Origin of the sequence: Agarivorans sp. B2Z047 (genome assembly GCF_023373605.1) — a bacterium.
Lineage (GTDB): Bacteria > Pseudomonadota > Gammaproteobacteria > Enterobacterales > Celerinatantimonadaceae > Agarivorans > Agarivorans albus.
This window is the reverse complement of the sequence record NZ_CP088080.1, coordinates 3,368,807-3,381,783: the sequence shown is the minus strand read 5'-3', so window position 1 is coordinate 3,381,783 and position 12,977 is coordinate 3,368,807. Positions and strand designations below refer to the sequence as shown.

The 12,977-nt window shown below is 43.2% G+C and carries 14 protein-coding genes; 7 read left to right on the top strand and 7 right to left on the bottom strand.

Going from position 1 to position 12,977, the window contains the following annotated elements; genetic code table 11:
* Positions 1 to 153 precede the first annotated feature (153 nt).
* The 3 genes from hupB (at position 154) to LQZ07_RS15360 (ending at position 2,806) form a co-directional block, all read left to right on the top strand.
* Positions 154 to 426, top strand: a complete 273-nt coding sequence (gene hupB / locus LQZ07_RS15370) for a nucleoid-associated protein HU-beta (protein ID WP_016402624.1) — start codon at positions 154 to 156, stop codon at positions 424 to 426.
* 84 nt (positions 427 to 510) lie between these two features.
* The gene (locus LQZ07_RS15365; protein WP_152781053.1) at positions 511 to 2,379 is read left to right on the top strand and encodes a SurA N-terminal domain-containing protein; all 1,869 of its coding nucleotides are present in this window, start codon (positions 511 to 513) and stop codon (positions 2,377 to 2,379) included.
* A gap of 67 nt (positions 2,380 to 2,446) precedes the next feature.
* Positions 2,447 to 2,806 carry a DUF2850 domain-containing protein gene (locus LQZ07_RS15360; protein WP_016402622.1) on the top strand — a complete coding sequence of 120 codons (360 nt, stop codon included), beginning with the start codon at positions 2,447 to 2,449 and terminating at the stop codon, positions 2,804 to 2,806.
* 52 nt (positions 2,807 to 2,858) lie between these two features.
* On the opposite strand, the gene fabV is transcribed toward LQZ07_RS15360, so the two are convergent.
* Positions 2,859 to 4,061, bottom strand: coding sequence for an enoyl-ACP reductase FabV (fabV, locus tag LQZ07_RS15355; RefSeq protein ID WP_152781049.1), 1,203 nt, complete (start codon positions 4,059 to 4,061; stop codon positions 2,859 to 2,861).
* Positions 4,062 to 4,355: 294 nt separating this feature from the next.
* On the opposite strand from fabV, the gene LQZ07_RS15350 reads away from it, so the two are divergent.
* Complete coding sequence (locus tag LQZ07_RS15350; RefSeq protein WP_227981214.1) at positions 4,356 to 5,219, top strand: PEP-CTERM/exosortase system-associated acyltransferase; 864 nt, start codon at positions 4,356 to 4,358, stop codon at positions 5,217 to 5,219.
* A gap of 9 nt (positions 5,220 to 5,228) precedes the next feature.
* Here the strand turns inward: LQZ07_RS15350 and LQZ07_RS15345 are convergent, their stop codons facing one another.
* From LQZ07_RS15345 to LQZ07_RS15320, 6 genes are all read right to left on the bottom strand, one after another.
* Positions 5,229 to 6,011, bottom strand: coding sequence for an ATP-binding cassette domain-containing protein (locus LQZ07_RS15345; protein ID WP_371923311.1), 783 nt, complete (start codon positions 6,009 to 6,011; stop codon positions 5,229 to 5,231).
* Positions 6,001 to 7,008 carry an oligopeptide/dipeptide ABC transporter ATP-binding protein gene (locus LQZ07_RS15340; RefSeq protein WP_016402617.1) on the bottom strand — a complete coding sequence of 336 codons (1,008 nt, stop codon included), beginning with the start codon at positions 7,006 to 7,008 and terminating at the stop codon, positions 6,001 to 6,003. Before LQZ07_RS15340 ends, LQZ07_RS15345 begins: the two co-directional genes overlap by 11 nt.
* Positions 7,008 to 7,895, bottom strand: a complete 888-nt coding sequence (locus LQZ07_RS15335; protein ID WP_152781047.1) for an ABC transporter permease subunit — start codon at positions 7,893 to 7,895, stop codon at positions 7,008 to 7,010. The genes LQZ07_RS15340 and LQZ07_RS15335 overlap by 1 nt, the downstream gene beginning before the upstream one ends.
* Positions 7,882 to 8,847 (bottom strand): ABC transporter permease subunit, encoded by a 966-nt coding sequence (locus LQZ07_RS15330; protein WP_152781045.1) that lies wholly within the window; start codon positions 8,845 to 8,847, stop codon positions 7,882 to 7,884. The genes LQZ07_RS15335 and LQZ07_RS15330 overlap by 14 nt, the downstream gene beginning before the upstream one ends.
* A 3-nt stretch (positions 8,848 to 8,850) precedes the next feature.
* Positions 8,851 to 10,449: an ABC transporter substrate-binding protein gene (locus LQZ07_RS15325; RefSeq protein WP_152781043.1), complete on the bottom strand. Its 1,599-nt coding sequence runs from the start codon at positions 10,447 to 10,449 to the stop codon at positions 8,851 to 8,853.
* A gap of 72 nt (positions 10,450 to 10,521) precedes the next feature.
* Positions 10,522 to 11,502, bottom strand: a complete 981-nt coding sequence (locus LQZ07_RS15320) for a sigma 54-interacting transcriptional regulator (protein WP_152781041.1) — start codon at positions 11,500 to 11,502, stop codon at positions 10,522 to 10,524.
* A gap of 172 nt (positions 11,503 to 11,674) precedes the next feature.
* Between LQZ07_RS15320 and pspA the strand changes: the two genes are divergently transcribed.
* Genes pspA through pspC form a run of 3 tightly spaced genes read left to right on the top strand, consistent with a single transcriptional unit; the run spans position 11,675 to position 12,950 of the window.
* The gene (gene pspA, locus LQZ07_RS15315) at positions 11,675 to 12,343 is read left to right on the top strand and encodes a phage shock protein PspA (RefSeq protein WP_016402612.1); all 669 of its coding nucleotides are present in this window, start codon (positions 11,675 to 11,677) and stop codon (positions 12,341 to 12,343) included.
* An 8-nt stretch (positions 12,344 to 12,351) separates the two neighbouring features.
* Positions 12,352 to 12,576, top strand: a complete 225-nt coding sequence (pspB, locus tag LQZ07_RS15310; protein ID WP_016402611.1) for an envelope stress response membrane protein PspB — start codon at positions 12,352 to 12,354, stop codon at positions 12,574 to 12,576.
* Positions 12,576 to 12,950 (top strand): envelope stress response membrane protein PspC, encoded by a 375-nt coding sequence (gene pspC, locus LQZ07_RS15305; RefSeq protein WP_016402610.1) that lies wholly within the window; start codon positions 12,576 to 12,578, stop codon positions 12,948 to 12,950. The genes pspB and pspC overlap by 1 nt, the downstream gene beginning before the upstream one ends.
* Positions 12,951 to 12,977 lie beyond the last annotated feature (27 nt).

The window sequence follows — 12,977 nt, the reverse complement described above, 5'->3', positions numbered from 1 at the left end:
CTATAGCCTAAGGCTGGCAAGGAAGCCGTTGATAATAATATTGATGGTATATTTTAACTAAATGTAGACTGACGAACCTCATTCTGAGCCGCGATTATTAGGGAAGCTTCCCTGCGGTGAGAAGAAAAGGAATAACAACAAGGGGAACCAATTGTGAATAAAGCTCAACTCGTAGACAAAATCGCTGAAGGCGCTGACATTTCTAAGGCCGCTGCAGGTCGTGCGCTGGATTCTTTCATTGACGCGATTTCAGATACACTTAAAGAAGGCGACAACGTTGCTTTGGTAGGTTTTGGTACTTTCCAAGTTAAAGAACGTTCAGCCCGTACTGGTCGTAACCCTCAGACTGGTGCAGAGATCCAAATTGCCGCTGCTAACGTACCGTCGTTTAAAGCAGGTAAAGCGTTAAAAGACGCTGTAAACTAACTGTCAGACGCAATTGCGATCTGTCAAAGGCGCATCCATTCGATGCGCTTTTTCATTATTTAATGTGGTAAAGAGTAATTAAGCATGTTGGAAAAGCTCCGTGAAGGAAGCCAAGGTCCGGTAGCCAAAATCATCCTAGGTTTGGTCATATTATCTTTCGCTCTGGCTGGTGTAGGTAGCTACATCGCAAGCCCTAGTGAGCAATTAGCCGCTGAAGTTAATGGTGAGTCCATTAGCCGTGCAGAGTTTGATCAAGCTTATCAAAACGAGCGTGCCCGCTTAGAAAGCCAGTTTGGTGCTGCGTTTAATCAACTAGCCGCTGACCCAAGCTACATGGCCCAGTTTAGAAGCAACGTATTAGACCGAATGATTGGTGAGCGCTTGTTAGACCAAGCTGCAGAAAGCTATGGTTTACGCGTAAGCGACGCGCAAGTTAAATCACAAATTTTAGGCATGCAAGAATTCCAAGTTGATGGTCGTTTTGATAACGAGCGTTACTTAGCTGTTCTTTACCGCGCCAACCTCCAACCTGCTCAATTTCGCGATATGATTCGCAACGACTTAACCCGTCGTCAATTGCAGCAAGCTTTGTTAGGTAGTGAGTTTGCGCTACCAAGTGAAGCTGAGTTGCTGGTTAAGCTAAATCAACAAACTCGTGACGTGCGCTATGTTACGGTTCCAGTTGCTCAGTTTGCCAACCAAGAAGCGCCAAGCGAAGAAGACTTACTGGCTTACTACGAAGAACGTAAAAACACTTTCCGCACTGAAGAGTCGGTAGATGTTGAGTACATCGTAGTTGATGCCGAGAAAATTGCTGCAAGCATAGAAGTTAGCGAAGAAGACATTCAACAATTTTACGATGCAAATCAGTTAACTTATTCACAACCAGAGAAGCGTAAAGTTGCCCATATTTTGGTTGCTGATGAAGCTAAAGCTGAAGAGCTGTTAGCTAAGATCAATCAAGGTGAAGAATTTGCGACGCTAGCCGCTGCTGAATCTGAAGATACTTTTAGTGGTCAGGAAGGTGGTGAACTAGATTGGTTTGAAAGTGGCGTAATGGCTCCTGAGTTCGATGCAGCTTCATTCGCACTTGTTAATAGCGGTGACGTAAGTGAAGTTGTTAAAACTGAGTTTGGTTATCACCTGATTAAATTGCTGGATGTTCAAGAATCTCAAGCACAACCTTTAGAAGAAGTGAAAGAGCAAATTAGTCAGCGCCTGCAACAAGAACAAGCACAAGATGCGTTCTATGAGCAAGCTCAGCGTCTTGCTGAAGTATCCTTCGAAATTCCTGATTCATTAGCTGATGTTGCTAGCGAAACGGGCTTAGAAGTTGAAACTGTTAAAGGTTTAACTCGCGCTAGTGCCAATGGTGCCTTAGGCGAGCCTCAGGTAATTAATCAACTATTTAACTTAGACTTCATCGCTGAAGGCTTAAATAGTGATGCAATCCAGTTGTCAGACAACAGTTCAATTGTTGTTCGTGTTATGGCTCACCAAGCTTCAGAAGTAAAACCTTATGAAGAGGTTAAAGCACAAATTAACACTGCACTTACTCAATCTCGTTCAACAAAGGCCGCACAAGATTATGCAGATAGCCTAATTGCTGCGCTTGAAAGTGGTGAAGGCATAGATGCTTTGTTGTATGAGCAGCAACTTAAACTAGATTCTAAGTTTAAGGTAGCTCGTGATAGCCAAGACTTTGAGCCTCAAGTGGTACGTCATTTATTTATGATGGCAAAACCTTCTGAGCAAAAAGTGGCGAGTCGCATTACAACTATGAGCGGTGACCAACTGGTTATTCAATTAACAGCAGTTAACGAAGCAGAAACCGTTGATGCCAATGAAACTAATCAATGGTTACAACAACTTAGCAATGTTAAAACTGAAGCTAGTTATCAAGTATTGATTGATGTCTTAAAAAGCAAAGCAGAAATCCAAAACTTGTTGTAAGCTTAGTGCTTACGTAAGATACTGAAAAAAGGACGTTTTACGTCCTTTTTTAGTTTTGGAGAACAATGTGAAGAAATCCATTGTGCTGCTTATAGCACTTCTTGGTATCGGTTTAGGCGTGACGTCTTTTGTTTACTTTGCTTATCCAGAGTTGGTTGGCATAGAGCCTGAGCTTAAAGTAAATCCTATTGTAGGTACTTGGGAAGCAGAGCATGATTTTTATGGCAAGAAAGAACGCCTTGTATTCTCAGAGGATGGCCAAGTTAAATCTGGCAGCCGGGTAGCGACCAAATACAAGATAAATGGTAATCGCGTGGTGGTGACCTCAGCGGATAAAGTGATTGAATACCGCATTTCAAAAGATGGTCAAACATTGGATGCATACTTGCCAAGAGCAGGGCGTATTCGTTATCAAAGAATTAATTAAAAAAGCCCTTAACAGCAACTGTTAAGGGCTTTTGTGGTTGTTAAGCTAGTTATTAGTCTAAGGTTACTACTTCAAACGGCACTGCTGTTGCAACATCTTCTTCGTAATCAACACCTTCAACGCCGAAGCCAAATAGCTTCAAAAACTCCGCTTTATAGTATTCATAGTCAGTATGTTCTTTCAGGTTCTCGGTGGTAATTTGTGGCCATAGGTCAACACAAGCTTGTTGAATATCTTCACGTAATTCCCAATCATCTAAACGCAGACGATTCTGCTCATCTACAGGAGCTTGTTCACCTTCTAGGTACAAACGTTCATTGAATAAACGATAGATTTGCTCCATACAGCCTTCGTGCAGACCTTGTTCTTTCATGATTTTGAAAACCATCGAGATGTATAAAGGCATCACAGGAATTGCGGAACTTGCTTGGGTAACAACACTCTTAAGCACTGCAACGTTGGCTGAGCCTTGCTTACTGCTTAGTTTTTCATTAAGAGCTGTTGCAGCGCGATCTAGGTCCATTTTCGCTTTACCTAAGGCACCATCCCAATAGATTGGCCAAGTTAGCGCGGTGCCAATGTAACTGTAGGCAACGGTTTTACAACCTTCCGCTAGCACGCCGGCTTCATCTAAGGATTTAATCCAAAGCTCCCAGTCTTCACCACCCATTACCGTTACCGTATCAGCGATTTCTTGCTCGGTTGCAGGCTCAACGCTTGCTTCGATAATGGTATCTTTATTGGTATCAACAGCTGTTGCTGTATAAGTTTCACCGATAGGTTTTAAGCTAGAGCGAATCAGTTCTCCGCTGTCAGGTAATTTACGAACTGGAGAGGCTAGCGAGTAAACTACAAGGTCAATCTGTCCAAGATCTTGTTTAATTAAGTCAACAGCGGCTTGTTTTGCTTGATGTGAGAATGCGTCACCATTGATACTTTTAGCATAAAGGCCGGCTTCATGCGCTTTTTGGTCAAATGCAGCAGCATTGTACCAACCAGCAGTACCAGGTTTCTTTTCAGTGGCTGGTTTTTCGAAAAACACGCCAATAGTTGCGGCATCGCTACCAAAAGCTGCCGCGATGCGCGATGACAAACCATATCCGCTTGAAGAACCAACCACCAATACTCGCTTAGGACCATTGCTTACTTTGCCTTGCTGTTTGGTGTAATCGATTTGCTCTTGTACATTAGCCGCACAGCCTACCGGGTGAGTGGTGGTACAGATAAAGCCTCGGATCTTGGGTTTGATGATCATACTAATTCCTTTAAGGTGTCCGATAATAAGGCGCTGAATACATGAATGTTATAGCGCTAAAAAATGCAGTGATTCTAGCATGTTTACCGCTAAAGTTGCATTTAGCCTAGCTGATCAGAGCAGTTAAATAGGGAGGAATTAAGTTTTATTGTGTCGTTAGTTTATAGACACTATCTTAGGCGATGTAAATTTATTATCAAAAGAACTATACATTATCTTATTTAGGTAGTATCAATAACATAACGCGATAAAAAAATAAGACTCAAGACACTTAAGGGAATAAGGGTTAAGCTTTTGAAAAGTAAAATATTGCCGACCAGCATTAAAGGAAAGGTGGTTGGTTTACCCACCAGTAAAACCACCCAGCATGCTGCTAAAAAGAAAGCTGCAGAGATTGCCAAGCATTATGAAACCTATTTTCATCCACTTGTTGCGCTCAGCGACGAAGATGTAGAAAGTGTCTATCACCTTCGTCACGATGTTTATTGTGAAGAGTTAGGCTTTGAGCCGGTTAACCCGCAAAAAGTTGAACGCGATGAATTTGACGATTACTCTGATTATTGCTTAGTGCGACACAAGTCTTCAAATACCTACGCTAGTACCGTACGAGTTGTGGCCCCGTCAGGCGAGCAATTACTACCTCTGGAAAAATATTGCGAAGGTGCTATTACCGATGAGGAATTACATCCGCAAAATTTTGCTCGAGAAGACGTTTGTGAAATTTCCCGTTTAGCATTAAGAGCAACATTTAGACGACGTAAAGCCGACAAATTTAAAGACTCAGCGGTGGGCGGGATTAACATCAACGAGCTCTATGAAGAAGAGTTGCGCTGCTTTCCTTTTATCACCGCCAGTATGTATCTAGCCGCTACAGTGTTGGTAGAGCGCCATAATATCAAACATGCTTATGTGATGATGGAGCCTCGCTTAGCTCGAAGCACCGCGCTGTTGGGCATTAAATTTCAACAAATTGGCCCTGTTGTTGAGTACCATGGACAACGCGCGCCATACTATATTACTGCTGAAAAGATCCGCAGTGATTTGCCCATTACCTTAAGGCCATTAATGGATATGATTGAGCGCGAAGTTAATGCTTCTCTTTCTATGTCACAAGTGGTGGGGGCGCAAGAAAGTATTCTGTATCGAGGTAATTCTTAATACCTTTCGCTACTTACGAAAGGCATTTTGATAGGCATTTATCAGTCGTTGACTCAGCTCGTGTTCGGGCTGAGTGAAGAACTCTTCGGTATGCTTAAACTCTACGGCTTTGCCTTGCTGCATCACCAGTACCTTGTCAGAAAAATGTCTAACTAACCCCAAGTCATTGGATACAAAGATATAGCTGATTGCAAATCGTTGCTGAAGCTCTAGCAATAGGTTAATGATTTGCGCTCTCACCGAGACATCAAGGGCCGCAATGCTTTCATCAATAACAATGATTTTGGGGCTTAAAATTAACGCTCTAGCAACCGCAATACGCTGTTTCTGACCACTAGATAGCATACTAGGGAAAAACTCGGCATGCTCTTCTAATAAACCCACTAATTTTAAGGTAGCAATTACTTTTTGCTGCTGCTCTTGTTGCGACAGCGCTGTATTTAGAATAAGTGGTGCAGACAAAATTCGACCGATGTTAGAACGCGGGTTGAGCGAGCTATTTGGGTCTTGAAATATCATTCTGATTAAGCGGCACCTGCGGGTGTAGTCGCCAAACTTTAAAGCCTCGCCGTTAACAAAAATATCCCCGTTACTCGGTTTGTTGATGCCCGCCAATACTTTTGCCAAGCTAGATTTACCAGAACCTGACTCACCAATTATCGCTAAGCTTTCACCCATGTTTAGCTCGAAACTTATGTCATCGATGGCTGCAAAACGTTGTCTGCTCAACCAACCTTTATGAACATAAACGTGTTGAGATAAGTTTTTTACGTGCAGCAAATTAGCCATTATTGCTTACCTTTTTCTCTAAGTTTAAAGGGTAGTGGCAAGCATATTGATGACCTTTCACCTTTTTAAGTTTGGGTTGAGTAACACATTTTCGCTGCGCTTTTGGGCAACGCGGGCCAAGTCGACAGCCAATCGGCAAGTGTTGTAAAGCGGGAATTGAGCCGGGTAGGCCAGGTAAAAACGCTTTGCGCTCAAAAGGTTTATTAAATTGTGGTGCTGAGCTAAGTAAAGCTGAGGTATAAGGGTGCCTAGAACTTCCTACCACTTGATCAGAACGACCCACTTCTACCATTTGGCCGCAATAAATTACGCTGATGGTGTCAGCTAAGTCGGACAGTGTGTTTAAGTCATGACTAATCAACAAAATGGCGGTGTTATTCAGTTTATTTAGTTTGTGTAATAAGCGTAATATTTGGCTGGCTGTGGTTACTTCCATGGCTGTAGTTGGTTCATCGGCAACTAATAACTTAGGCTGCCCTGCAATGGCCATGGCAATCATAACTTTTTGGCAAAGCCCATCCGATAGCTCATAAGGGTAGCTGCGCATTACCTTGTGGTGATCTTTAACACCTACTTTATGCAGTAAGGCTTGCGCTTGCTTTTTTCGCCACTGGAAACGTCGCCAAAATCCACCTTTAATATTGTGGCAGGGAATGGCTTCCTCAATTTGTTTACCAACCTCTTCCGAGGGGTCTAAACATGAGCTAGGTTCTTGAAATATCATCGCAATTTCATGGCCTAGCACTTTGCGCCGTTGGCGGGTAGTTAAGGACATTAGGTCTACGTCACCCAGGCGCATGCGGTCGGCTTTGATGGTCCAGCTGGGTTTCGTTACCCCTAATAATGCTTTGGCAATTAAGCTTTTGCCTGAACCAGACTCACCGACTAAGGCCTTTATTTCGCCCTCTGCCATGGTAAGGCTAACTCGATCTACCGCTTTAACTATTCCTGCGGGTGTGTTGATTTCAATAGTTAGGTTGCGAATATCTAGTAAAGCCATTAGTCGACTCCTTGAATCATCGCTTGGCGTAAACCTTCACCTACCATATTCACACTAAGAATACTGGTCATGATGACGAAGCCGGGTAGGGTCACTGTCCAAGGCGCAGAAAAGAGTAAATCTTTACTTCCACCTAACATGGCGCCCCATTCTGGTAGTGGCGCCTGAGCTCCAATGCCAATAAATCCAAGGGCGGTAATATCGATAAGTGATGAGGAAAAGCTGCGACTAATTTGAAAGACAATTGAGTCAGCAATATTAGGGAGCACTCCATTTTTCAAAATACGGTAGTTAGTAGCACCATCTAGGCGAATCGCCGTAATGTACTCCTTTTGAATTTCGCTTGAAACGGCAATATAGGTAAAGCGAATAAACTGCGGGATCTGCGCTAGGGCAATCGCAATCAATGTATTCTCTAAGCCGGTTCCGAGAAAAGACACCACCATAATTGCAATTAGCAGGGAAGGAATCGATAACGCGGTATCCATTACGTGGTGTAGCACGCTCGATTTAATTCCACGGCTCATGCCAGAAAGAATGCCTACGGGAATACCAATTAAAGCAGCAAGCGTTACTACTATAAAGCCGCCACCAAAGGTTAATTGGCAACCATAGATTAAGCGGCTGAGTAGATCTCTGCCTAAGTCATCAGTGCCTAAAAAGTTGTCTACATGGCCCTGTTGATTCCAAGATGGAGGTTGTAATAAGTTGTCACCTTGATAATCCAGTGGGTAGGGCGCAATCAGCGGCCCGAACAAGGCCAGCACTAAAAAGCCAAGTAACACCCAAAAACCAACCATCGCAACAGAGTTATCTCTAAAACGGATCAGTACCTGCTGCAAGGCACTGGAAATAGTCGTTTCAGAAAATACATTAGTGCTGAGCATAAACTTCTCTTCGACGCAGTGGGTGGATGAGTGCGGTAAACAAATCGGTTAAAACAAAGGTGATAATCACTAAGGTTGCTACAGCTAACATGCCGCCTTGAATAGCAATGTAGTCTTGCTGATAAATGCTTGAAATTAACCAACGCCCAATGCCCGGCCACGCAAATACCACTTCTAGCACCATTGCCATAGTTAGCACGTTGCCAAATTGCAAACCTAAGCTAGGAAGAATAGGGGGGAGCGCGTTGTGTAAGGCATGGCGAGTGACTATTTGCCATTTCGACAAGCCCTTTGTAGCGGCAGCTTTAATGTAGTTCTCACTCATTACTTTAGCCATAGAGTTGGATAGCTGGCGAATAACCTCTGTAGTGGGCACCACAGCCAGTACTAGGGTTGGCAAAGCTAAGTGGCTTAATATGCTCATAAGCGCTGGCCAGCGGGCTTGAGGCTCTAACCACATCACGTCAATAATGCCAAAACCGGTTACTTGAGGAATTTCCAATAGCAAGTCATAGCGCCCTGATACGGGGAACCATCCCAGCATTAGGGAGGAGTTCATGACTAAGAGTAGCGCAAGCCAAAAGACCGGAATGCTGTAACCCACCATTGTCACACTTAAAATTAGGTTTCTAATCCAGTGCTGATGGTAAATTCCGGCTAAGGTACCCAGCGGGATCCCAATAATAAACGACAACAAAAAAGCCGAAAAACAAAGCTCTAAGGTGGCGGGGAGAAAACTTACCAGTTCATCAAACACTGGTTTGCCGCTAATGCTCGATACACCCAAGTCGCCATTGATGTTTTGCAAAACAAACAATGCGTATTGTTTAAACCAAAAATCATCGGACTCAATTAATAAGTTCTGATTCTGCTGAAAAATAAAAGCAATCAAGTTGATGATTAAAAAAGTAATCACCAGTAGGTTAATGCGGCGAATCAAATATCGGAGCATGGCTTACTTCCTATAGGCGTTGTTGAACGAAACGCCTCCAAATGGGTTCCAAGTAATACCGTGAACGCTGTCATTATAGGAATACATTTTTAATGCATGGGTTAAAGGTAAAATAGGCACATCTTGTTCGATTATTTTTTGGATCTTGTAATAGTTTCTCACTCGGTCGGCAAGGCGCGGAGAAGCGGTTGCAGCATTGAGTAGCTGTTCAAAGTGGCCATTACACCAACGGCTAAAATTATACCCTTGTTCTACCGCATCACATGAGAATTGCTGTCTGAAAAAGTCATCGGGGTCACTGTTATCGGTAGACCAGCCAACCAATAATAAATCGTAGTCTACTTCTGGAGCGCGCAAATAACGGCGTAATACTTGCCAATCTAACAAACGCACGTTGACTTGATAGCCATCATTCACCAAATCATTTCGGATTAACTCAGCCGTTTTTCGTGGTTGTGGGTTATAGCTTTTAGCCTCATTTAATACCCACAACTCTATGGGTTGTTGCTTGGCTTTTTCAATGTAGGGGTAAACCAAGTGGTCTTGCTCTGGTGAGCGAGATTGATGGCGGTAAGCCCAAGAAGAAGGAGAAAGAACGCCATTGGCAATATCTGCAGTTGATAAATAGACCGAATCCAAAATCCGCTGTTTATTTACCAGCCCTGCTACATTTCGGCGAATTCGTACGTCGGCAAAAGGAGGCTTTTGAGTATTGAATGCTAAGTAAGAAACATTGAGTCCAGCCTGCACGGAGACCAACAGTTCTTCACGGGCTTTAAGCACTTCAAGCTGGTTTGCTGCTGGCTGCGCCATAATATCGCATTGACCAGTTAGCAACTTGGCTAAGCGAATAGAAGAGGTTGGGGTTATATCAAATACCAACTGCTGCATCGGCGGCGCACCACGCCAGTGTAACCAATGGCGGTAGTATCGAATAAAGTGGTCTTTACGCTGGTTAACGTAATAAAACGGCCCGCTGCCAATAGGCAGTTGATCGAGCAGCCCAAGTTGGTTTGATTGGCTGAGTTTATCGGCATACTCAGCTGAAAGAATTACTGCATAGTCGCTAGCTAGGTTTGCCAAAAAAGCTGCATCTGGCCGCTTTAACTCAAATTCAACACTGCTATCAGACAACTTAGTGAGTTTACGAATATTGCTGCCAAAGCCAATATTATTGAAAAAGGGATAATCGCCGTTAGCCAAGATGTAAAGTGGATGTTCGGGGTATAGAATGCGTTCAATGCTTAGCATCACATCATCGGCATTTAAGTTACGCGATGGGCTAAAGTAATCGGTTTTATGAAAATGAATACCTTGACGTAAATAGAAACGATAACGCAGCCCGTCTTCGCTTACCTGCCAGTTATTAGCAACACCGCCAACCAGTTGCTGAGTAATTGGATCAACTTCAACTAAGCGGTCATAAAGGTGTCGCGATGTCACCGCAATCGCATTGATTGAGCTTTCAAGTTGTGGATTAAAAGTATGCGGTGCGGTTTCGGTACAATAGACTAAACCAAGCTTTTTTACGTCTTTTTGCTGGTCACAGCCAAGTAGCAAAAAAGCCAGACACATCACTGTGCCAATTGAGAATGCATTCATGAGAAGCTGATATCCTGATAACTGCTTGATAATTTACCATTAACCATCTGCTTATCTCAACCAATGAAAGGCTTAGCCTTGTGTATTAATGTGATGTTTTTTGATCAAACCCCTTAGTTGATGGTAGCTGATCTGTAAGGCTTTAGCGCTGGCTGTTTGTTTGTAATGATGGTTTGCTAAGGTTTCACTAATTAATTGCTTCTCAAAGTCGGCGACTTGTTGATTAAAATCGAGCTGCTTGGACCCAATCGGCGAATCTTGTGGGGTTTGCTTTAGTGGTCGCCATGGCGAAGCAAAAGGATCTAGGTTTATGGCATCAACTAAACCCTGATTGTCGCTGTTCTCTACCACCGCTCGCTCTACAACGTTTTTAAGTTCACGAATATTGCCAGGCCAAGAATAATCATTTAGTTGTGTTAGCACCGTTGGGCTAAAACTAGGGACCTGGGAAAAATTGAGTTCTCTGGCCATTTTGTGAGCAAAATGCTCGGCTAATAGTTGAATATCTTCAACGCGGTGGCGTAGTGGTGGCAAGGTAATCACTGCGAAAGATAATCGGTCTAGCAAATCAGCTCTAAAATCCCCTTGCTCCACTAACTCTGGCAGATCTTGGTTAGTGGCACACACTAATCGAACATCTACCTCAATCGGTTTATTACTGCCAAGGCGTTCAATTTTGTTGTATTCGATAGTGCGTAATAGCTTTTCTTGCACTTCATTTGGCATGTTGGCCAGTTCATCCAAGAACAAGGTGCCTTTATCAGCTTGTTCAAATCGGCCAATACGTTGCTGAGATGCCCCGGTATATGCGCCGGCTTGATGCCCAAATAGCTCAGACTCAATCAAGTTTGGGTTCAAGCTTGCGCAGTTTAAGCTTAAATAGTGTTTGTCCCAGCGCTCCGACAAAAAATGTAAGCGTTCAGCAATCAGCTCTTTACCGGTGCCCCTTTCACCAATAACCAGTACTGGTCGGTTTAGCGGAGCTAAGAGTGATACCTTGTCTAACACCTCCAAAAAACTAGGTGCCTTACCTAATAGGCTAGGGGAATCCATTTGGTCTCTCTGACTAAAAGTTGGTTAACATAACTATATAGTCATTGTTGAGTTTTGTCATTTATCTATAAAAGTCATAAATATCAGTGGCTTGATAATTTGGCATGCTACTTGTAAACAATTATCTCGAAAACATACATTGATCTTTATTCGACCTTATTAGGAGTCCCCCATGGGAATGTTTAGCCGCTTAACAGATATTATTAACTCCAACATCAGCACCATGTTGGATAAAGCTGAAGATCCGCAAAAGATGCTACGCCTTATCATTCAAGAAATGGAAGACACCTTGGTGGAAGTGCGTGCTAGTACTGCAAAAGTATTGGCCGATAAAAAACAGCTGATACGTAAAATTGAGCATTTAGAAGAGCAAGCTGAAGATTGGCAGGCTAAAGCTGAACTTGCCTTAAGCCGCGAGCGAGAAGATTTAGCGCGCTTGGCATTAGTTGAGAAAAAACACTTACAAGAATCAATTAAGCAGCAGCAAAAAGAACTAGGCTTAGTGGATGATAGTTTGTTGCAGTTGCAGCAAGAAATTGAGCAGCTAGAGCTTAAACTAAGCGAATCAAGAAATCGTCAAGCTGGTTTATTAGCTCGTCAAACCACAGCCAAAAACCGCCATGCAGTAAGACAGCAGCTAGATAATGAACGCGCGTTAAAAACGCGAGAAAAATTTGAACAGTTTCAAGCTAAGATCGATCAACTTGAAGCGCGCGCAGAAGTATTTGGTAAGGAAGGCGATAACAACCCTGATTTAAACAAGCAATTTGCTGAGTTAAGTGCTGACGCTGAAATTGCCGACGAGCTAGACAAGCTTAAAGCCAAGTTAGAGCAAAAATAGGAGAATTTATGCTTACCGTATTGGTGACGCCGTTAATTTTGTTTATGGCCATAGTGGCCCCACTGTGGCTTATTTTACATTACAAGAGTAAGCGTCAGGTAGAACATGGAATTAGTGAACAAGAGCGCGAGCAGCTAAATGCTTTAGCTACTCGAGCCAAAGATATGTCAGCGCGCATTCACGCTCTAGAGAATATTTTAGATGAAAGCGTGCCGCATTGGAGGGAGCGCTAATGTTTGATAAACCGCTATATCGCGACCCACAAAAAGGAAAAATTGCAGGGGTGTGTGCTGGTTTAGCACACAGCCTTGGCGCCGAAACATGGTTAATTCGAATCATTGCTGTGACTTTGGCAATTACTAACCTCGGATTATTTTTTATTATCTATGGTGCAGCGTGGTTGTTTATGGATAAACGCCCCAGTAATTTAAGAGGGGATGAGGGAGTAACCATTAAGTCAAAAGTGTGGCAACGTGGCGAAACGCCTAGCCAAGCAGTTAGCGAGCTAGAGCACCAGTTTGATGATTTCGAACAGCGTTTACGCAAAGTAGAAAAAGTGGTCACAGCACGAGATTTCGAGCTTCATAGTCAGTTTAAAAACCTCTAATTCAAGCGCATCTTGCAAATACCTAGT

Coding starts and splice junctions, on each gene's coding strand:
- pspA (WP_016402612.1), top strand. CDS start 11,675: ATGGGAATGTTTAGCCGCTTAACAGATATTATTAACTCCAACATCAGC.
- LQZ07_RS15330 (WP_152781045.1), bottom strand. CDS start 8,847: ATGCTCCGATATTTGATTCGCCGCATTAACCTACTGGTGATTACTTTT.
- pspB (WP_016402611.1), top strand. CDS start 12,352: ATGCTTACCGTATTGGTGACGCCGTTAATTTTGTTTATGGCCATAGTG.
- LQZ07_RS15335 (WP_152781047.1), bottom strand. CDS start 7,895: ATGCTCAGCACTAATGTATTTTCTGAAACGACTATTTCCAGTGCCTTG.
- pspC (WP_016402610.1), top strand. CDS start 12,576: ATGTTTGATAAACCGCTATATCGCGACCCACAAAAAGGAAAAATTGCA.
- LQZ07_RS15325 (WP_152781043.1), bottom strand. CDS start 10,449: ATGAATGCATTCTCAATTGGCACAGTGATGTGTCTGGCTTTTTTGCTA.
- LQZ07_RS15340 (WP_016402617.1), bottom strand. CDS start 7,008: ATGGCTTTACTAGATATTCGCAACCTAACTATTGAAATCAACACACCC.
- LQZ07_RS15320 (WP_152781041.1), bottom strand. CDS start 11,502: ATGGATTCCCCTAGCCTATTAGGTAAGGCACCTAGTTTTTTGGAGGTG.
- LQZ07_RS15365 (WP_152781053.1), top strand. CDS start 511: ATGTTGGAAAAGCTCCGTGAAGGAAGCCAAGGTCCGGTAGCCAAAATC.
- fabV (WP_152781049.1), bottom strand. CDS start 4,061: ATGATCATCAAACCCAAGATCCGAGGCTTTATCTGTACCACCACTCAC.